Here is an 18,949-nt window from a genome sequence, read left to right on the forward strand (position 1 = left end):
ACCCGCCCTTACCCTGGTCGGGGGTTGGGCCCCCCCATTCCGGGGTGAGTGGGGTGTCAAAATCGGCCGTTAAACCGCCCATTTTACCACACACCCCACCCGCCTATCGAGAAGTAAGGCAAAGCGGCGTGATCGAGTCTCCTGCCGAGCAGGGCTTTCGCAGCCCTGCCTGAACTGGCCTGAGGGAGCAGATCGCGACTTCAGCCGTCCACCCGAGACACCCCTTCCAGCTGGAACGCCCGTTTTGGGAACTTTGCGTGGCTTTGCGAAGGGGTCGTGAGTGATAAGGATGGCTAGAACCCTCTTTATCACTCACGACCCTACGCAGAACAGCCCATACGGGCATGAATCGGACGCTAAATCGCCACCAACTGTCCCATGTGGACACTCGGGACACAGCCGGCCCGTCGGCAGGATCGACCATGACACCTTTGACCTACCTCTCAATAACCTCTCGACGACAGTCTTCTCGCGCCCACCGACCTGGGAGGTTGCTCCCCCGGAACGAGACTTGCCCGTGAGGGCAGGGCCGCCGGGACCTTCGGGCAACCCTGTGCCGTGAGGGCTCCCGGGAGCAACCCGATCACGGTTCTCGCGTCTTCCTGACAAAGCTTCGAAAATTGACGCGAGAGGGGCGCAGAAATGAATTTCACCGCGAAGAAGACAATCAAAATGGCCATTGTGGGCGGGGCGGTCGCCGCCACCGCACTCCTTTCCGCGTGCGGCGGGAACGGCGTCGCGGGAAATGGCTCTCCGGTACGGAACGCGGCGGAAACGGCGGCGGCCGAGCAGGTGCCGGAAGGCGTCGGCCAGGGGGCGGCCTCCGGCGGGACCGGCGCCACGTCGAACGGTGACGTCAATTGCAGCAAGAACGGCGGCCAGGTCGGCGCGCCCGGCAGGCAGAAGATGGACCTGATCGCGGTGGCCGCCACCGACGGCACCACGCCGGGCTGCACCGAGGCGTTCAACGTGATCGCCGAGTACTACCAGAAGCTGCCGCAGGCCGAAGGCCCGGGCGAACGGGTCCTCGACGTCCAGGGCCGGTGGACCTGCGCCCGCCAGGCGGACGCCGCGGGCGCCCAGGGCGCGGTCACCTGCGGCGTGCCCAACGACTCCCTGCAGCTGGAGACCCGGCCTTCGGGCGGCACCGGCCAGGCTCCCGACAAGCAGGTCCGCAAGTTCCCGAACTCCACCCACTCGGTGCAGTTCACCGGTTACGACGCCGACGTGCGGATGGCCCGCTTCCAGCTGACCGTCCCCGGCAAGGGCGGCGACGCCAGGCCGGTCGACGGCAAGACCTACCGGCTGCCGCTTCAGCCGGGCGGCAAGGTGTTCAGCGCGGCCACCTTGTGCCCGAGCGAGTCGGGCACGGTCACCATCGACGACGCGGGCCTCGGCAACGGACCGTGCGGCCAGGCCCAGCTGATCCAGCAGCTGCAGGAAGGCAACCCGGTGCGCGCGCAGATCAGCGTGAACGGCGACGACAAGATCGCCACGGTCAAGGAGATCTACCACCCCTGACCCCCTCGCCAAAGCCACTTCGGGGACGTCGGATGCCCCCGAAGTGGCTTTAGCGACGTCGGCCTCCGCTCAGGACACCGTCGGACAGGACATTCAGATGTTCAGATCATCTGATATAACCATTCGAAACATCCTGGACGGAGTCGCATGCGAGTACTCTTCGCCGCCCTTGCCTCGGTCGGCCACACCTATCCCCTGATCCCGCTCGCCGTCGCCGCCCGGGACGCCGGACACGAGGTGCATTTCGCCGCGGGCGAGAACGTCCACGCGCCCTTGCTCAGGAACGGACTGCGGCCCTTTCGCCCGGCGGACGCGTTCTACGAGATCTACGCCGAGGATCTCGAACCGGACCTGGCCCGTCTTCGGCCGGACCTCGTCGTACACGAATGGGGTCAACCGGGAGTGGCCATCGCGGCGGAACGGGCCGGGATTCCCTCCCTCTGGCACGGGTTCGGGCGCATGTTCCCCGAGGGGATCGGGCTCCCGCTCCCCACCGGGACCCGGCCGCATTTCGACATCTGCCCGCCTTCGTTGCAGGACAAGCGTTTCCTCGCGACAACGGAACGTATCGAACTTCGTCCCGTCCCCTGTTCCGAACCGGATCCGTGGCGCCTCGAAAAGACCTCGCGCCCGCTGATCTACCTGACCCTCGGCACCGCTTTCGGCACGCCGGAAGTCCTCGCCACGGCGATCCGGGGACTGTCCACACTGGATGCCGAGGTGCTCGTCGCCTCCGGACGTGTCCGCCCGGAGGAACTCGGCGCACTACCGGACAACGTCACGGTGCGGGCGTGGCTGCCGCAGGCGGAACTGCTGCCGCACGTCGACGCCGTCGTGCACCACGGCGGCAGCGGCACGACCCTCGGCGCGCTCGGCGTCGGCGCCCCGCAGCTGATCCTCCCCCAGGGAGCCGACCATTTCGCCAACGCCGAAGCCCTCGGTGCCGCGGGCGCCGCGCTGAGCCTCCTCCCTGGCGAGCTGAGCGCGGAAGCGGTCGCCGAACGAACCCGGAAGCTGTTGCCGAGGCACGGAAACACCGAACATCGCGACGCGGCCCTGTCGATCGCTGACGAGATCGCGCGCATGCCTTCCCCTGACGAGGTGGCCCGCACCCTGCCGAAATGGGCCTAGCGTCAGTCGAGCCCGAGTACCTCACACAGAACGCGGCGAAGTCCCCCGCGGTCCACGACCCGTGTCAGCGGGGAACGAGCGACAAAGGCGACCGAAGGGGCCGCCAGACCGGTTCGCGCGCCGGCGATCCGATCAGCGGCGCGGCCGGTGCCGCGCAACACGACGATCGGCGTCCCGCGCGATCGATACCTCACTTTCACGTGACCGGATGGACGACACCTGTGATCAGACGGACGACACACGTGACTGGACGGACGCCACGCGGCGACCCGAGCCCCGGGGCGCGTCGTCCGTCTGATCACGTGTGTCGTCCGTCTGATCACGCGTGTCGTCCCCTGCACCAGGTCCCGAAAGTGGCTTTCGCGACGCGCGCCTTGCCGCAGCCCAAGTACAGCCCAAGTACATGAAGGCCCCCTTCCTTGCGTCTGGCGCAAGGAAGGGGGCCTTCATGTACTTCAAGCGGCGAAAGGCCAGGTCAGAACCCGAAGAGGGACTGCGGCACCTCGTGCTCGTCCGGCCAGGTCAGCCACGCGACGTCGGTCGGCCCGATGGCGTAGCGCGCCACGCGCCAGGACCGCGGGTCGTCGTCGACGGTCGTCTCACTGGTCTTCTTGAGCAGGGCGACGTAGACGTCGGACATGACGCCGTCGGCTCGCTTGTTCTCGTAGATGGTGCCGGCGTAGTACGGGCGTCCGGCCTGGGTGCCACGCATCGTCCCCTGGAGGAACACCCAGGGGCCGATCCGGTCGAGCTGCTCCACGGCCACCTGGACCTGATCGCCGAACTCCTCGTCGAGCCGGGCGGTGGCGGCCTGGAGCAACGCCTCCCGGACCGGGTCGCCCGGGTTCAGCGACACCGGGAACGATCGGGTGTACATCAAGCTTCCTCCCACTGGCGGGGCAGCGTCGGCTGGCCCGGTACCGCTATGGCGTTCTGTCGGATCAGGTCGGCGGGGTGAGGATCTTCACGAGGCCGCCACCGCCGCCCATGCTGATCTTCTGCGAACCGTCGGGGTTGACGTTGTTCGAACCGATGAACTGGCCGTCGCCCGCGTACAGCACGACGTGCCCGCCGTTGTTCGAGATCACCACGTCGCCGGGTTTCGCCTGGGAGAGCGGCACCTCTTTCCAGCCATCCGCTTGGAGGTTGGCCGTCAGGCCCGCGACCGAGGCGCTGGCCTGACCCTTGTCGATCAGGCCCGCCGCTTCCAGGCAGCCGGAGACGAAGTTCGCGCAGTTGACGTTGTTGGGCACCCACGACTGCATGGCGGGCAGCTCACCGCTGCCCTTGAGGTCGCCGGCGTTGCGGCCGAGGAACTTCTCGGCGATCTTGGCCGGGTTGTCGCCCCGCGCGTCGATCGGCTTGGCGGGCCGCCCGTCGCCCTGGACCCCGGCGACGCCACCGCCACCACCCCCGCCGCCGCCGTGGCCGCCGCCTCCACCGCCGCCGTCCCCGCCGCCATGGCTGGGCACGTGGTTGACCGGGGTGGCGTGGACGCTCGACGCGGTGGTCCCGCCGGTGTCGGCGGGCACCAGCTCCAGGAAACCGCCCTCGATCTCCAGGCCGAGCGGCTTGAGAAGGTCGTCGATCTGCTTCTCGGCGTCGTCCAGCGCCTTCTCGATCTCGTCCTTCTTGCCGTTGGAGTCCTTCTCGTTGAGCTGCCGGAGCCGCTCGATGTCGGACGCGGCGATGGCGATCTCGTTGTCGTCCTTGGAGCTGTTCTTCCGGCGGCGGGCCGAGTCGATCAGCGCACGGTTGTCCGCGTCCTTGTCGTTGGCCTCCTGGGCGAGCTGCGCGACCTTCTTCTTGACGTCGTCCAGGATCTCGGACACGCGCTGGAGGATGTTCTTGGCCGCCTCGGCCTTGTCGCTGACCTTGTAACTGGCCTTCCCGAGCTTCTCGAGGTGGTCGGCGACGGCGTCGGCGTCCTTGCCCTCCCAGTGGCGCAGGACGTCGTCGCGGAAGACCTTGAGGTCGTCGCCGAGGTCGTTGGCCCTGGTGGCGGCTCCGCCGACCTTCCTGGCCTGGTCGTTGACCGCGCCCGAGTTGAGCTTCTGCGTCTGCTGGGCGTGCTTGTCGATGGCGTCCAGCGACTTCGGACGGTCGTGCGACGGGTCGTCGAGCGTGCCCGGATTCCGCTCCGCGGTGGTCATCGGTAAATCCCCCTGGTTCCCGTCTTCAGTCCGATCAATCCCGCTCGCGGTCGTTGCCGCGGAGGGTGTGCACACCCGCGGCTTCGTCGTTCCGCATGCGCTGGGCGGCGTTGGACAGCGCGATGGACGCGGCGTCGACGAGCTTCGAGGCGGCGTCCAGATGCGCGTTCACGCCCTGGTGGAACCCCTTCATCGTCTTGCCAGTGCCGGCGGCGTTCTTAAGGTCACCGAACGCGCCACCGGGGTCGCCGTCGCCCAGGTCCTTGCTCGTCCCGCTGAAGCCCTCCTTGAGCCCGCCGACCTTCTTGGCCAACGACGCGATCTGCTCCGGATCGAATCGGCGAGTCATGGATGATCCCTCCAGTCGTGGCGCCTGCGCCCGCACTTCGTCTGCCCACACAGCTGTACCGCGCACCCTATGAGCTCCCGCCCACCCGTGCGCGCCGTTTCCGGAAACGGCGATGCCGCCGTTCGTGTACATCGACGCACCCGGCAGCGTGTCGGTTCCCCGAAGTCGACCCGAAGATCTTACCTCGCCGACCCCCGCGGACGGCCGGATGCCGACAGCGCCGGAGCCGGGGCGACGCCGCTACTTTCAGTGACCGGTCTCCACTCGATCGAGTGAGCCATTCTTTTCCGGTATCGAGCCGAAATGGACAGCTTGCGTTTTTCGCCGATTTCCCGTGACCCTTATTTGCACAACTCCTTCACCGAATGAACGGAGTCACCTTGAAGGTCAGATCCCTGCTGGCGATTTTATTCGTCACGGTGGCGACCCCGGTTTCCGGTTTCGCCTCGACGGCGGCCGGTGCCGAAGGTCCGATAACCTCGATCGTCGGTGGCCGCAAAGCCACCGAGCCCTATCCGTTCGCGGTCTACATCGTCGACGGCTGCACGGGTTCGCTGATCAAACCGAACTGGGTGATCACGGCCAAGCACTGCAACCCGGCGGTGAACTCGGTACGGATAGGGAACAACGACCGGACCAAGGCCAAGAGCGTCGGCGTCGTCGAGGACGTTCCCCATCGCTACGCCGACGTGAAGCTGCTGCGGCTGGCCGCGCCGGTGTCATACGCGCCGATCCGGATCCCCGGCCCCGAGGCCGCCACCGTGGGCACCGCCACCAGGCTGCTCGGCTGGGGGCAGACCTGCGACCTTCCCACCTGCGGCCCGATGTCCATCCACAACAACGAGTTCGACACCTCTGTCCTCCCGGACAGCAGTTGTTACAAGATCAACGCGGGACACGAGATCTGCACCGACAACCCGAACGACGGCGGCGACTGCTACGGCGACTCCGGCGGCCCGCAGATCACGAAGGTCGACGGTGTCTGGAACCTGATCGGCAGCGACAGCCGGGGCACCGGGATCCACTGTGGCGCGAGCCCGTCGATCTATGTCGACCTGACCTCGCCGGATGTCCGCCCGTGGATCGCGGAGACGGTCGGCGGCCTGTAGCCGATTCGCGTGTGGAAGACTGCGCGCATGCCCATTCCGTATTTCTCGCAATGGGAATCCCCCGAACTCGTCGCGGCGATCGTCACCGGCGCGATGTCCGCCGCGGACGATCCGCGCTGGGCGGATTCCGGCGCCGTTTCCGCGCGGGAATACGAATTCTGGTCGTGGCGCGCCTGCGGGATGGCCTGTCTGCGGATGATGCTGGCCCATCGAGGGCAAGAGGTCCCGCCGAGCGTCGAGCTGGCCAAGGAATGCGAGCGGTTCGGCGGCTACGTGCGGCACGAGACCGGCGTGCACGGCCTGATCTACGCGCCGTTCCTCGGCTGGGCGGCGGACCGGTTCGGGATCGACGGCGAGGTGCGGATCGATTTCGGCCTGTCCGAACTGCGGAACCTGGTCGCCCAGGGGCACCAGGTGATGGCGTCGGTGCACAAGTCGATCAGGGAGCCGAAGAGCGAGCCGCCCCGCAAGGGCGGGCATCTGGTGCTGGTCACCGGCGTGACCGAGTCGGGCCTCGTCATGAACAACCCGTCGGGGACCGGCCCGCACGGCCAGCAAGACGCCTACGTGGACGACGAGGACTTCGCGCGGTTCTACGCCCTGCGCGGCATGGTCTTCGGCCGCGCCGGCTGAGGTTCCGGACAGCCCTTCAGCCGTCCAGCTCGGACAGCTTGTCCAACCGGGTGAGCACCAGCTCGTGCCAGGTCAGCTCGGCTTCGATCCGGAGTCGGGCGTGCTCCAAGACGAGGTCGTCGGCCACGGACTGATCGGGCCACCGCCGTTCGCCCAGGTGACCGAATTGGGTCGCCTGGGCGGTCAGCGCCGCGAGACGGTCTTCGAGGTAGCCCCGCAGCATCTCACGGTCGAGGTCTCCGCTGACGACCAGTGCGAGATCCACCGGATCGGGTTTGAGGACCACTTCGGCGAAGGCCTCGTCGCGCAGTGCGCGCAGCTCACGGTGCCCTTCGGCGGTGATCGAGTACACCGTCCGCGCGGGGAGCGCGCCGAGCTGCTCGGTCCGCACGGGCTCGATCAGCTTCTCGCCTTCGAGCCGGTGCAACGCCCCGTAGAGCGACCCCGGTTTGACCTGCGACCACAGCTCGGTTCGGTCCATCCGCGCCTCGCGGCGGAGCTGATGGCCGTGCATGGGCCCGCGTTTGGCGAGGGCACCGAGGATGAAGAGCCTGGTCGGGTTCACCGGTCTAGTACTACACGACTACTCGCGTTTGAGTACTCTCGTTCGCATGACGATCCGTCCCATCCTCATCAGCGGCGAACAAGCACTGGCCACGGCGGCGACCCCGGTCACCGAATTCGACGACGACCTCGCCCGCCTCATCGAGGACCTGTACGAGACCAACACCGCCGCCAACGGCGCGGGCCTGGCGGCCAATCAGATCGGGGATCCCCGGAGCGTCTTCATCTACGACTGCCCGGACGACACCGGGACGCGTCATCGGGGTCACGTCGTCAATCCGGTCCTGCGGACGTCCGAAATCCCCGAGACCATGCCCCATCCGGACGACGATCTCGAAGGCTGCCTTTCCGTGCCCGGCGAGGTCTTCCCCACCGGCCGCGCGTCCTGGGCCGCCGTCGACGGTGCCGACGAACACGGCGCGCCGATCACCGTCGAAGGCACCGGTTTCTTCGCGCGCTGCTTGCAGCACGAGGCCGATCACCTGGCGGGCAAGCTCTACCTCGAGCGGCTCGTCGGCAGGCACGCGCGAGGCGCGAAGCGGATGCTCAAGCGGAACGGCTGGACCGGGCCGGGACACACCTGGCTGCCCGGCGATGTCCCGGACCCGTTCGGCCACTGATCAGGTCACTTGCGGATCCGGTGGTCCACGGCGACCCAGTTCGTCTCCCACGTCGTCCCGCCGTCGGCCGAAAACGCCTGCTCGAACCGCGCCTCGTCCGGCCCTGGCCGGAAGATCAGGAAACGCACCTTGATCGGACGGCCGCCCAGGGTGTCGTCGCCGCGGAAGTCGCCGACGCCGTCACGGAACCCGCCGTGGACCGATGGGGTGAGCAGGCCGTCGCGCAGGTTGACGAAGGTCAGGCTCCACCGCTGTGTCCGCGGTTCGTACAACCGCAGGTTGAGCGCGTCGATGCGGCCGTTCGGTCCCGCGACCTCGAACTCGAGGGCGTTCGCCCGCCGGTCCATGAGCGGGCGCACCGTGCTGGTTCCCGTGAACGGGAGCCACTGGTCCGCGGAGTCCGAAAGCGGTTCGGCGAGGACCCGCACGGAGGAACGCCAGGCCCCGATCTCCCAATCGAAGGCTCGTTGACCGTCGGGTGACGTCGACGCGTCGCCCGACGCCGCCGTCGCGATCAGCAGGACGGCCGAAAGGCACACTGTCAGGATTCGTTTGTATGGCACGGTCATGGTCCGACTATCGGAGCGGAGAACGGCCATGGACAAGAAGGCACCTGCGGGTAACCTTTCGCGCCCCAACCCGCTGCCCGGCTGCCCGATGGCCGCCGCGTTCGCCGCGATCGGCGGGAAATGGAAACTCACGCTGCTGTACTGGCTCGCCCACGGCGAGTCCCATTTCGCCGGTCTTCGCCGCCGGGGCGCGCCGATCACGCCCAAGGTGCTGGCCGAGCAGCTGCGGGAACTCGAAGCCGACGGGCTCGTCGAACGCGTGGTGACCGGGCCGGTCCCGGCGCGCGTGATCTACCGGCTCACCCCGTACGGGACCACGGTCCTGCCCGTGGTCGAAGAGGTCAGGGTCTGGGGCGAGGCGCATCTTCGGCACACCCAAGGCGAGGGCGCGCCGAACACGGCGATGGGGTGCGCCGACGCGATCGGTCAGCGGTGATCGCCCGAACGTCCAGCGTCACTTCACGGTCCGCCGGGCGGCGGCCGCGACGGCGAGGGTTTCGAGGACCTCCTGGGTGGCGGCGATGTCGATGCAGGCGTCCGTGATCGACTGCCCGTAGGTGAGCGGCCGGTCGGGGTGGAGGTCCTGGCGGCCCGCCTGGAGGTTGGATTCGACCATGACGCCGACGATCCCGCGCTGGCCGTTCCTGACCTGCTCGGCGATCTGCTCGGCGACGACGGCCTGCCGGAGGTGGTCCTTGCGGCTGTTGTCGTGGCTGGCGTCGATCACGACGCGGCGCGGCAGACCGGCGTTCTGCAGGGTGGTGAGCGTCGCGCGGACGGACGCCGGGTTGTGGTTGGGCGCGCTGTTGCCCCCGCGCAGGACGACGTGGCAATCAGGGTTGCCGACGGTGTGCAGGATGGCGGGCAGGCCGCTGGGGTCGACGCCGGGAACGACGTGGCGCGCCTCGGCGGCGCGGATCGCGTCGACGGCGACAGTGACGTCGCCGTCGCGCCGGTTCTTGAAGCCGACGGGCATGGACAGACCGCTGGCCAGCATGCGGTGGTTCTGGCTTTCCACCGTCCGGGCGCCGATCGCGCCCCACGAGACAGTGTCCGCGAGGTACGCCGGAATGGTCGTGTCCAGCCATTCGCACGCGGCGGGCAGGCCACCCTCGGCGAGTTCGAGGAGAAGGTCCCTGGCTATACGCAGCCCGCGGTTGACGTCACCGGTGCCGTCGAGGTGCGGGTCGTTGATGAGCCCTTTCCAGCCGCCGACCGTACGGGGCTTTTCGAAATAGACGCGCATGACGATCAGCAGGTCGTTGACGAACCGGCCAGCGAGGGCGGCGAGGCGGTCGGCGTATTCGAGGGCCGCGGCGGGATCGTGGATCGAGCAGGGCCCGGCGATCACGAGCAGCCTGTCGTCCGTGCCGTCGAGGACGCGGACGACGGCCTCGCGCCCCTGTCGCACCGTGTCGGCCGCGGTGGCGCTGAGCGGGAGTTCATGGTGCAGCAGGGCGGGCGTGACCAACGGGACCAGGCGGTCGATGCGCTGGTTGTCGAGATCGACGGCGGCGATGGTTGTCATCACAGGTATCCAGGATTTCTGCCGGCATCGGGCGAGGGGAAAGCCGGGATTTCCCGGCCCGGACGGCGGTCTCGGGTGAACGATGAAGCTCGGGAAAGCCCGGCATCACGTGACGCGAGGGACGTTACCGTGATTTCTCTTACGCCGGAATCTTCTGCCATTTGTCACCCGGGGAGGAAAAGCTAACGCCCGGTCCAAATCGGGTCCCGTTTTTCGGCGAAGGCCCGGGCGCCTTCGGTCGCGTCCGCGCTCCGCCGTCGCCGTTCTTCCCACGGATACGAGGTTTTGAACGCCTCTTCCAGCGGGACGTCCAGCGATCGCAGCGCGGCCTCCTTGATCGCACGGACCGAAAGCGGTGCGGCGCGCACGAGACTGTCCGTCCATTCGGCGACACACCGGTCCAGTTCGGCCACCGGCACGACCTCGTTCACGAGCCCGTATCGGAGCGCGGTCGCCGCGTCCATCCGGCGACCGGTCAGCAGATGGCCCATCGCCACCTTGTGCGGCAGCTGGCGCGGCAACCGGAACACTCCCCCGGCCCCGGCGATCAGGCCGAGCCGGACCTCCGGCAGCGCGAAGACCGCGTCCTCGGACGCGATGGCGATGTCGCACGCCAGCATCAGTTCGAACCCGCCGCCCAGCGCGTAACCGTGCACGCGGGCCACCACCGGCTTCGACAGCGTGAACCGGTCGGTCAGCCGCGGATGCCCCGGCTGCCCGCCGCTGCCGAACGTCGAGGCCTCCACGCCCTCCTCGGTCAGCCGCGCGCGTTCCTTCAGGTCCTGCCCGACGGAGAACGCGCGGTCCCCCGCGCCGGTCAGGACCACGGCCCTGACATCGTCGTCGGCCTCGACGTCGTCCCAGATCCCGGCGAGTTCCGTGTGCATCCGCCGGTCCATCGCGTTCAGCACGCCGGGCCGGTCCATCGTCACGTAGGCGACGTGGTCCTTCTTTTCGTACCGCACACCGGTTTCCTTCATCGCGCACCCACCGCGAAGCCGTCGACCTTGCCGATCACGTCCGCGCCGTAGATGCGCAAAGCCTGCTGTAGCGCGAATTCGGCGATGTACCGGCGGAATTCCTCCGGCGGTTCCTCGGCCAGGTTCAGCATGCGACGGTTGGCCACCACTGCTTCCCCGTCGAGCCGGGCCAGCGCGCTGTCGATCGCCGTGTCCATCTCTTCCGGCGGGACGACCTCGTCGACGATGGATCGGGCGTCCGGCTCGTCCGCCCGGAGCTTGCGCCCGCCGAGGATCACCTGCCGGGCCACCCGAGGTCCGGCGATCCGGGACAGCCGGAAGTTCGACACCCCCGGGATGATCCCTTCCTTGGCCGCGGGCAGGCTGAGGTACGCGTCCGACGCCGCGAGCACGTGGTCGAAGACCAGGAGGAGCTGGGTCCCGCCGCCGATGGCGAAGGAGTCGACGGCCGCCATCCAGGGCTTGTCGGTCAGCCGCGAATGCCACGAGCCGTCCGTGAGCAGGCCGCGGAAGATCTTCTGGATGTAGCCGGTTTCCCGCCGCAGCAGGAAATCGACGAGCGGGATGTCACCGGAGCTGAGCTTCTTGAGGTTGATCCCCGCGCAGAACACCCGGCGTCCCAGATACCGGGGGTGACTCATCACCCCGCCCCGAAGGAGTCCACTTCGGACGGACGGGTCGAGCAGCGTCAGATCGACAGCGGTCTCCATGTCGTCGACCTGACGGCCGTCCTCGGCGTTCAGGCAGTCGTCCCGGCACAGGGTCAGGTGCGCGACACCGTCACGGCGTTCCAGCCGGACGGCCTCCATCTCCACGACGCCGGTTTCGAGGAACCCGGGCAGCAGCTTCAGCGCCCTTTCGGTGGGCCGGAGCATGGCGTCGAGCAGATGCGGACCGGCTTTCGGGGCTCGCAGGATCCCGCGCAGGAAGATGCCCTGGTCGATCTCGCGCCCTTCCTTTTCCGCCTGGGGCAGGGAACGCTCGGCCGCCATCTGCTCTTCCGAAGGAACCAGGCCGGGACAGGCGAGAGCGGCGGCGCGGACGAGTTCGTCGATCCGCAGGTATCGCGTCCGGCCATCGGTGAGTCCGGCGTAGATCTCTTCGGCGTGCTCCTCGACGAACGCCGTGCGCAGCGCCCGGATTTCGTCGTCGACCCGGTGAGCCTCCCCCGCCAGGGCCCGGAGATCGGGCCCTGGCGAAAGAGTCGTCACGACTTGGCTTCCCGACGCAGGGCCCGGTCCGCAGCGGCCAGGTGCGAACCGAGTGCCTCCTCGAAGGTGGTCGAGCCCGCTTCGAAGATGAGCTGACGGCGGATCGCCGTCTCGGCGCCGTCGGTGACCCCGGCCAGCTCGGCCAGTGTCTTCGCCGGATCCTCGGTCACCTCGTCGATCAAGTTCAGGGAGAGCGCGCGCCCGGTGTCGATCGGGGTCCCCAGCAGCACGGCCCGCCGGATGCCCGCCGCGCCCGCCTGCTTGGTGAGGCGGTACACGGTCATTCCCGGCCAGGAGCCGCCGCCCGCGCTGGACAACCGCAAGCTCGCCCCCGGCTCGGCGATCCGGACGTCCGCGGCGAGGAGGAGGTCGAGTGCCGTTCCGGCGCACTCGCCGGAAGCCACCGCGACGGTGAGCCTGCCGAGCCGTTCGAACCGGCGGACGACCCGCTCCCATTTGGAGACCAGGCCGACCGTCAGCCCCTTCGCCCAGCCGGCCGGAGGTGCGCCCGTGAGGTGGACCGTGACCGGCCCCGGCTCACGCCGGTCCTCGGCCCGGTCGCAGAGCGCGTCGATCTCCTCGACCGCCGCGATCGACAGCGGACGGGAACCGTCGAACCGCAGCACCAGGTCGCCGTTGTCTTCGTTACGCGTCACCATTGAATAAGCGCCATTTCGATAGTGGAGCCGGGCCCCATGGTCATGAGCACGCCGTACTCCCCCGAGCGGGCGACGTCCTCGTCGGCGAGCCGCTCGTAGGAGAAGAGGAAGGAGCCGCTGGAGAGGTTCCCGTAGTCACGCAGCACACCGGTGGTGTGGCGGACGTCGTACCGGCTCAGGCCGAGGTTGACGACGACCGCGTCGATCACCTTCTTGCCACCGGAGTGCACCAGCCAATGGCCGATGTCGCTGCGGCGCAGGCCGGTCCCGGACAGCAGCCGGTCGATGACGATCTCGGCGTGCGCGCCGACCACGTAGGGAATCTGCGGGTCGAGGAAGAAACTGAAGCGATCCTGGTCACGGTCCCAGTCGTAACGCATCGCTTCGACCGCGTCGGTGATGATGTAGCTGGCGAATTTCAGGACACGCGGACCCGGCACGCGCCCGTCTCCGGAAATGACGGCCAGCGCCGCGGATCCGTCTCCGAAAAGGCTGTTGACCACCGCGGTCCGCATGGTGCCGTCCAGCGCGTAGGCGGCGGAGCACGCCTCGCTGCACAGGACGACGCCGAGTTCGCCCGGATGCGCCGCGGACCAGCCCGCGACCACGTTGAGCGCGTTGAGACCGGCGTTGCAGCCCATGCCCACGATGTCGGAGCGGCTGCAGTGCGGGTCGATGCCCAGCTCGCGGATGATCAGCGCGCTGAGGCCGGGGGTCAGGAACCCGGTCGAGGTGACGCAGCACAGGTGACGCAGGTCGGAAAGTGTCGCGCCCGCCGACTTCAAGCAGGCTTCCAGCGCCCGGCATCCCATGTCGACGGCGATCTTCTTGTGCTTGTCGAGGAGGTCGCCCTGCGGTTCGGACACGCGCCCGCCGCCGGGGCTCTCCGGCGGAAGGGTGAGGAAGCGCCGGTCGATGGCGCTGTTCAGGAAGACCGACCGGATCTTCGGATCCTCGACGTCGAGGATTTCGAGGAGTTCGGACTGCGAATAGGACGACGCGGAAACCGCGGTCCCCACGCCGGCGAACCTGGTGATCTCGGTCAGGCCGGTGAAAACGGAAAGCTCTTCGGCCGGTTCTACGATGGCAGTCATCGGTACATCCACCCCCATGTTCTGAGCTTGCTTCGGAGCAGCTGCTTGAACGGCGCAGCGCGCATGACCCTCACCTTTCGCGGAAGTCGGCGGACATTTCGAAATTAGGCTTCGCCGATCACGGCGGTCAACGCGTCCAAGCCCAGAAACCTTTGCAGCACACGAAAAATCGCCATCGCGAAGCCCGTCTGGTTTCCGCGATGGCGATCTTTCAGCGCGAGGTGCTGGTCTGCATCCGGTTGATGTCGCTGAGCCAGCGTTCGCGGTCGGTGACGCGCTGGGCCGCGTGGTCGGCGACCTCGGGATGAGGGAGGACAAGGAACCGGTTCTCCGCGATGCTTTCGAACAATGCTTCCGTCACCTTCTCGGGACCGATGGCTGTCGAAAGCAGTCTCAGTTCGGCGGATTCGAGTTCCGCTTCGTACGCTTCGGTGCGCACGGCACGCGGGCAGATCGCGTGCACGTGGATGCCGAGATGCCGGTAGGTCACCGACATCCATTCGGCGAACGCGAGCGACGCGTGTTTGGAAACCGCGTACGGCGCGGACCCGATCAGGGTGAGCAGCGCCGCCGACGAAGCGACCGAAACGAACCTGCCCCGCCCGCGCTCCAGCCAGTCGGGCAACAGGTCACGGGCGGCTTGCACATGCGCCATGACGTTGACGTCCCAGGACGTCGCCCAGTCGTCGTCGGAGGCTTCGGGGCCGCCGGTCTTCAGGACGCCGGCGTTGGCGCAGTAGACGTCGACGGGCCCGCCCAGCAGTTCACGGGCCGCGGGCACCAGGCGATCCGATGCGTTGCCGGGCAACGCGAACCCGCCGATCTCGGCGGCGACGGCGGCGGCCCGGTCGGCGTGCCGGTCGTTGACCACGACCCGCGCGCCCGCTGCGGCAAAGCCCCTCGCCAGCGCCGCACCGATGCCCCGGCCGGCGCCGGTGACGACGACCCCGGCACCGCGCAGGGCGGCGACGGGATCTCCGTTGTCTCCGTTCATCTTTTCGAGCATGTCAGGCCGTGACCGGGGCTTCGGTCAGCCGTCGTTCGAGCTCCAGGCTGGTGGCGTAATCCGGCAGGAGACCTCGTTCCTTCGCCTCGGCGAGCGTGATCGCCACCCGGTCCCGTTCGGACAGGATCGGTTCGACCCCGATGTCCAAGGAGAGTTCCAGGGCCGGGTCCAGCACCGAAAGCGCCAGCTCGTTCTGCGGCACATAGGTTCCGGAGATCATGTAGGACATGACGGTGTCGTCCTCGAGCGCCACGAACGCGTGGCCGAGCCCGACCGGGAAGTACATAGTCCGGTGGGTTTCCTGGTCCATCAGGACCACGTCGGTCTTGCCGAACGTGGGCGAGCCGACCCGGATGTCGACCACGATGTCCAACGCCTTGCCGCGTGCGCAGTAGACGTACTTCGCGACGCCAGGCGGCGTCACGGTGTAGTGGACGCCCCGCATGACCCCACGCTTCGACACGCTGTGGTTCGTCTGCGCCACCCGGAACAGCGGAGCGCCGTTGGCCTCGACGAAGGCCTCTTCCTGATACGGCGAGAGGAACATGCCCCGGTCGTCGGGGAAGACGCGAGGAGTGAACTCGATCGCGCCTTCGACGGCGAGTTTGCGTGCTTGCACAGCTTTCTCCTGTGATCGGCGGTCAGAGGGTGGACAGCACTTCGCGGACCGCGTGGACGACCTTGTCCTGCAGGTCGGGAGAGAGCGCGGGGTACATCGGCAGCGAGAAGATCTCGCCCGCCAGCTTTTCGGTGACGGGGAGCGAGCCCGTCTCGTAGCCGAGGTGGGCGAATCCGGTCATGGTGTGCACCGGCCACGGGTAGCTGATGTTCAGATGGATGTCGTAGGCCTTGAGGCGCTCCAGGATTTCGTCGCGTCGCGGGTGGCGCACCACGTACACGTAGTACACGTGCTCGTTGCCGTCGACGGTCCGGGGAAGCTTCAGTTCGGTGTCGCCGAGGCCTTCGACGTAGCGCTGGGCGACGGCACGGCGGGCGTCGGTGTAGGCGTCGAGCCGCTTGAGCTTGCGCCGCAGGATCTCGGCCTGGACCTCGTCCAACCTGCTGTTGTGGGCAGGCGTCTCCACGGTGTAGTACCGCTCTTCCATGCCGTAGTACCGGAGCCTGCGCAGCTTCGCCGCCACGGATTCCTCGGAGGTGATGGCCGCGCCGCCGTCGCCGTACGCGCCGAGCACCTTGGTGGGATAGAACGAGAACGCGGCCACGTCTCCGGTCGCCCCCGCGACGACGCCGTTCTGCCGGGCGCCGTGCGCCTGGGCGCAGTCCTCCAAAAGGGACAGTCCGTACTTCGCGGCGAGCGCCTTCAACGGGGCCAGGTTCACGCACTGCCCGTACAGGTGGACCGGCAACAGGCATTTGGTGCGCTCGGTGATCGCGGCCTCGACCTGGTCGGTGTCCATCAGGAAGTCGTCCTCGCGGACGTCGACGAAGACCGGGGTGGCGCCCGTGCCGTCGATGGCGACCACGGTCGGCGCGGCGGTGTTCGAGACCGTGATCACCTCGTCGCCCGGACCGACCCCCAGTGCCTGCAGGCCAAGCTTGATCGCGTTCGTCCCGTTGTCGAGACCGACGCAATGCCCGGTGCCGTGGTACGCGGCGAATTCCGCTTCGAATCCGCGCAGGCTCGCGCCGAGCACGAGCTGTCCCGAGTCGAAGACCGTCTCGACCGCGTTCAGCAGGTCGAGCCGCTCGGCCCGGTATTCGGCGAGATAGTCCCAAACACGCGTGGTCATGCGCGAGCCTTTCCGTGTACTGAGGGGAAATCGATGACGGCGTTCGCGCGCGGCTGTGCGACCGCGGCGTTGATGCAGGCGAGCAGCGTGCGGGCCTCGACACTGACGTAGTGCCCGTGCCGGGTGAGCGTGGTCAGCTGCGCCGGGGTCACCCAGGCGAAGCCGGGCGGCGGATCGACCGTCTCGTCGGCGTCGACCACCAGATAGCGGGCCCTCGCGTTGAGGAAACGGCCGCCCTCCTCGGAATGGACGGCCTCGTAACGGATCCGCGACCGGGGAGCGTCCTGGACGAAGTCGAGGAACGGCGGACGGTTCTCCGCCGGCAAGTGCGCGTAGTTGAGCGGCGTGCGCTGGACCGTCGGTGCCAGCTCGACGGTGTCCAGGAACCCGGCGTCGGCGCGGGCGTGCACCAGGACGTGCGGCACGCCGCCGATCTCACGCCTGAGGAACGCCACGACACCTTCACCGACGGATTCGAGCAACGGCTGGGTCCAGCTGATCTTCTCGCGGTTGCTGCCCTTCACCGCCACCGCGCGGACGTTGAAGAACCGGCCGTCCTCGTGCTCGATCGCTTCGACGCCCTGCTTCCAGCCGCCGACGTCCTTGAGCGGGATGCGCTGTGCCCGCACGTCGTGCCGGGAACGTTCGTTCGTGAACCACGAGAGGAGCTGGACGTCGGAGAACAACGCGCCGGGATCCGTGTCGTGGTAAGGCAAACACGACAGCACGCTCCTGGCGTTCATGTTGATCGTCTCGTCCTCGTGCATCAGCTCCGCGATCTGGCCGAGGGTGAGCCAGCGGAAGTCGCCCACTCCCGGCACGTCGTCGACGGTCTCGACGATCATGTTGCGATTGGACTTGCGGAAGAACCACGACCCTTGCTCCGCCTGGAGAACGTCGACGATGACCCGTTCGGGATCGGGCGGGGCGAAGTACTCGATCAGTTTGACGTTCGTGCCGCCGTGCGCCTTGGTGTAGTTGCTGCGGGTGGCCTGCACCGTCGGCGAGAGCTGGATCAGATTGGGGTTTCCCGGCTCCATTTTGGCCTGCATCAGGAAATGCAGGACACCGTCGAACTCCTTGGCCAGGATGCCGAGAATGCCGACTTCGGGCTGCTTGATGACCGGCTGCTGCCATTCACGGTAGGGACCGTCGCCGTGCGGGCCGTCGTGCTCGACCACGTGCAGGCCTTCGATGGCGAAGAACCGGCCGCTGCGGTGGACGAGATTGCCGGTCGCCTCCTCGAACCACCATTGGTCCATGTCCGCGAACGGGATGCGCTCGACGTGGAAGGTGTTGGCCTCACGGCGTTCCGCGATCCAGGCGCGGACGTCCTCGGTCCGCATGTGCACCCCGTCGGTGGTCGCGGCCGACAACGCGATCCGGTCCGCGTGGTCACGGTCGTCGCGGCGGCGCACCGCGTTCCGCGGGACGAGACCGGGCAGCATCAACGGACTCCTCGTCATCCGGACTCACCGAAATGGTCACAGCTACAAGTGGTCATCGCACCGCTCCATGTCGTTGAAGGTAGCTTCGGGCGATCACGACGGTCCATCGTCCAATTCCTTTTCCGGGGAACGCGCCGACGGCCGCGACGCGAAAGCCACTTTCGGGACGTCTGGTGTCTCGAAAGTGGCTTTCGCGACGCTGGGTACTTACCGATCTCATAGGGTAGATGGGGGTGTTGGGTTTCCTCTCATGGGCTTCCCCCGACGCTGGGTCCTTCCGGAGCTCATTGGGTCGAGGGGGCCTGCCTGCCGGTACATGAAGGCCCCCTTCACTGCGTCTAGCGCAAGGATGGGGGCCTTCATGTACTCGGCTAGGGGGCCTTCACGGGCAACCGTTGTGACCGCTGGTGCTTCCGAGGCGTCTGTGACGATCCGGGAGGTAGTGAAGGCCTCCTTCACTACCTTGAGGGTAGGTAAGGAGGCCTTCACGGACCGGCGCTCGACGGTGACCGGCGAAGGGGCGGAAGCGTTGGGGAAAACCCAATAGAAACCCAAAACCGATCGAAAATTGGGTTTGGGGCCACCCAAACGGGCTGTTGCGGGGGCAAAGAAACCCGATGGGG

At 67.7% G+C, this 18,949-nt stretch carries 20 protein-coding genes; 6 read left to right on the forward strand and 14 right to left on the reverse strand.

Going from position 1 to position 18,949, the window contains the following annotated elements:
- Positions 1-642 precede the first annotated feature (642 nt).
- The gene (locus tag ACFWMR_RS25615; protein WP_378380178.1) at positions 643-1,521 is read left to right on the forward strand and encodes a hypothetical protein; all 879 of its coding nucleotides are present in this window, start codon (positions 643-645) and stop codon (positions 1,519-1,521) included.
- A gap of 147 nt (positions 1,522-1,668) precedes the next feature.
- Positions 1,669-2,652 carry a glycosyltransferase gene (locus ACFWMR_RS25620; RefSeq protein ID WP_378380180.1) on the forward strand — a complete coding sequence of 328 codons (984 nt, stop codon included), beginning with the start codon at positions 1,669-1,671 and terminating at the stop codon, positions 2,650-2,652.
- Between the two features lie 475 nt (positions 2,653-3,127).
- Here the strand turns inward: ACFWMR_RS25620 and ACFWMR_RS25625 are convergent, their stop codons facing one another.
- The 3 genes from ACFWMR_RS25625 to ACFWMR_RS25635 form a co-directional block, all read right to left on the reverse strand.
- Complete coding sequence (locus ACFWMR_RS25625) at positions 3,128-3,529, reverse strand: hypothetical protein (protein WP_378380181.1); 402 nt, start codon at positions 3,527-3,529, stop codon at positions 3,128-3,130.
- A gap of 64 nt (positions 3,530-3,593) precedes the next feature.
- Complete coding sequence (locus ACFWMR_RS25630; protein WP_378380182.1) at positions 3,594-4,805, reverse strand: peptidoglycan-binding protein; 1,212 nt, start codon at positions 4,803-4,805, stop codon at positions 3,594-3,596.
- Between the two features lie 34 nt (positions 4,806-4,839).
- Positions 4,840-5,154 carry a hypothetical protein gene (locus tag ACFWMR_RS25635; protein WP_093935330.1) on the reverse strand — a complete coding sequence of 105 codons (315 nt, stop codon included), beginning with the start codon at positions 5,152-5,154 and terminating at the stop codon, positions 4,840-4,842.
- A gap of 380 nt (positions 5,155-5,534) precedes the next feature.
- Here ACFWMR_RS25635 and ACFWMR_RS25640 point away from each other — a divergent pair, with 380 nt between their 5' ends.
- Entirely contained in the window at positions 5,535-6,263 is a 729-nt protein-coding gene (locus ACFWMR_RS25640; protein WP_378380183.1) for a S1 family peptidase, read from the forward strand.
- 27 nt (positions 6,264-6,290) lie between these two features.
- Positions 6,291-6,896 (forward strand): C39 family peptidase, encoded by a 606-nt coding sequence (locus ACFWMR_RS25645; protein WP_378380184.1) that lies wholly within the window; start codon positions 6,291-6,293, stop codon positions 6,894-6,896.
- Between the two features lie 16 nt (positions 6,897-6,912).
- Here ACFWMR_RS25645 and ACFWMR_RS25650 read toward each other — a convergent pair whose 3' ends face one another.
- Entirely contained in the window at positions 6,913-7,461 is a 549-nt protein-coding gene (locus ACFWMR_RS25650; protein ID WP_378380185.1) for a PadR family transcriptional regulator, read from the reverse strand.
- Between the two features lie 46 nt (positions 7,462-7,507).
- Between ACFWMR_RS25650 and ACFWMR_RS25655 the strand changes: the two genes are divergently transcribed.
- Positions 7,508-8,080, forward strand: coding sequence for a peptide deformylase (locus ACFWMR_RS25655; protein ID WP_378380186.1), 573 nt, complete (start codon positions 7,508-7,510; stop codon positions 8,078-8,080).
- A 5-nt stretch (positions 8,081-8,085) separates the two neighbouring features.
- On the opposite strand, the gene ACFWMR_RS25660 is transcribed toward ACFWMR_RS25655, so the two are convergent.
- The gene (locus ACFWMR_RS25660) at positions 8,086-8,649 is read right to left on the reverse strand and encodes a hypothetical protein (RefSeq protein ID WP_378380187.1); all 564 of its coding nucleotides are present in this window, start codon (positions 8,647-8,649) and stop codon (positions 8,086-8,088) included.
- A 28-nt stretch (positions 8,650-8,677) separates the two neighbouring features.
- On the opposite strand from ACFWMR_RS25660, the gene ACFWMR_RS25665 reads away from it, so the two are divergent.
- A complete protein-coding gene (locus ACFWMR_RS25665) occupies positions 8,678-9,085 on the forward strand; it encodes a winged helix-turn-helix transcriptional regulator (RefSeq protein ID WP_378380188.1) in 408 nt (135 codons plus the stop codon).
- A gap of 18 nt (positions 9,086-9,103) precedes the next feature.
- Here ACFWMR_RS25665 and ACFWMR_RS25670 read toward each other — a convergent pair whose 3' ends face one another.
- The 9 genes from ACFWMR_RS25670 to ACFWMR_RS25710 form a co-directional block, all read right to left on the reverse strand.
- The gene (locus ACFWMR_RS25670; protein WP_093935333.1) at positions 9,104-10,177 is read right to left on the reverse strand and encodes a 3-deoxy-7-phosphoheptulonate synthase; all 1,074 of its coding nucleotides are present in this window, start codon (positions 10,175-10,177) and stop codon (positions 9,104-9,106) included.
- A 182-nt stretch (positions 10,178-10,359) separates the two neighbouring features.
- Entirely contained in the window at positions 10,360-11,157 is a 798-nt protein-coding gene (gene dpgD / locus ACFWMR_RS25675; protein WP_378380189.1) for an enoyl-CoA-hydratase DpgD, read from the reverse strand.
- Positions 11,154-12,368: a (3,5-dihydroxyphenyl)acetyl-CoA 1,2-dioxygenase DpgC gene (gene dpgC, locus ACFWMR_RS25680; RefSeq protein WP_378380190.1), complete on the reverse strand. Its 1,215-nt coding sequence runs from the start codon at positions 12,366-12,368 to the stop codon at positions 11,154-11,156. The genes dpgD and dpgC overlap by 4 nt, the downstream gene beginning before the upstream one ends.
- Positions 12,365-13,027 (reverse strand): enoyl-CoA-hydratase DpgB, encoded by a 663-nt coding sequence (gene dpgB / locus ACFWMR_RS25685; protein WP_378380191.1) that lies wholly within the window; start codon positions 13,025-13,027, stop codon positions 12,365-12,367. Before dpgB ends, dpgC begins: the two co-directional genes overlap by 4 nt.
- On the reverse strand, positions 13,021-14,121 hold the full coding sequence (dpgA, locus tag ACFWMR_RS25690; protein WP_378380192.1) for a 3,5-dihydroxyphenylacetyl-CoA synthase DpgA: 1,101 nt from the start codon (positions 14,119-14,121) through the stop codon (positions 13,021-13,023). The genes dpgB and dpgA overlap by 7 nt, the downstream gene beginning before the upstream one ends.
- A gap of 211 nt (positions 14,122-14,332) precedes the next feature.
- Positions 14,333-15,115: an SDR family NAD(P)-dependent oxidoreductase gene (locus ACFWMR_RS25695; protein WP_378380193.1), complete on the reverse strand. Its 783-nt coding sequence runs from the start codon at positions 15,113-15,115 to the stop codon at positions 14,333-14,335.
- A gap of 13 nt (positions 15,116-15,128) precedes the next feature.
- Positions 15,129-15,746 carry a dTDP-4-dehydrorhamnose 3,5-epimerase family protein gene (locus ACFWMR_RS25700; protein ID WP_093935339.1) on the reverse strand — a complete coding sequence of 206 codons (618 nt, stop codon included), beginning with the start codon at positions 15,744-15,746 and terminating at the stop codon, positions 15,129-15,131.
- A 22-nt stretch (positions 15,747-15,768) separates the two neighbouring features.
- Positions 15,769-16,878: a DegT/DnrJ/EryC1/StrS family aminotransferase gene (locus ACFWMR_RS25705; protein ID WP_378380195.1), complete on the reverse strand. Its 1,110-nt coding sequence runs from the start codon at positions 16,876-16,878 to the stop codon at positions 15,769-15,771.
- Positions 16,875-18,326, reverse strand: coding sequence for an NDP-hexose 2,3-dehydratase family protein (locus ACFWMR_RS25710; RefSeq protein ID WP_093935341.1), 1,452 nt, complete (start codon positions 18,324-18,326; stop codon positions 16,875-16,877). The genes ACFWMR_RS25705 and ACFWMR_RS25710 overlap by 4 nt, the downstream gene beginning before the upstream one ends.
- Positions 18,327-18,949: the final 623 nt, after the last annotated feature.

It is taken from the genome of Amycolatopsis thailandensis (genome assembly GCF_042723255.1).
Taxonomy (GTDB): Bacteria; Actinomycetota; Actinomycetes; order Mycobacteriales; family Pseudonocardiaceae; genus Amycolatopsis; species Amycolatopsis thailandensis.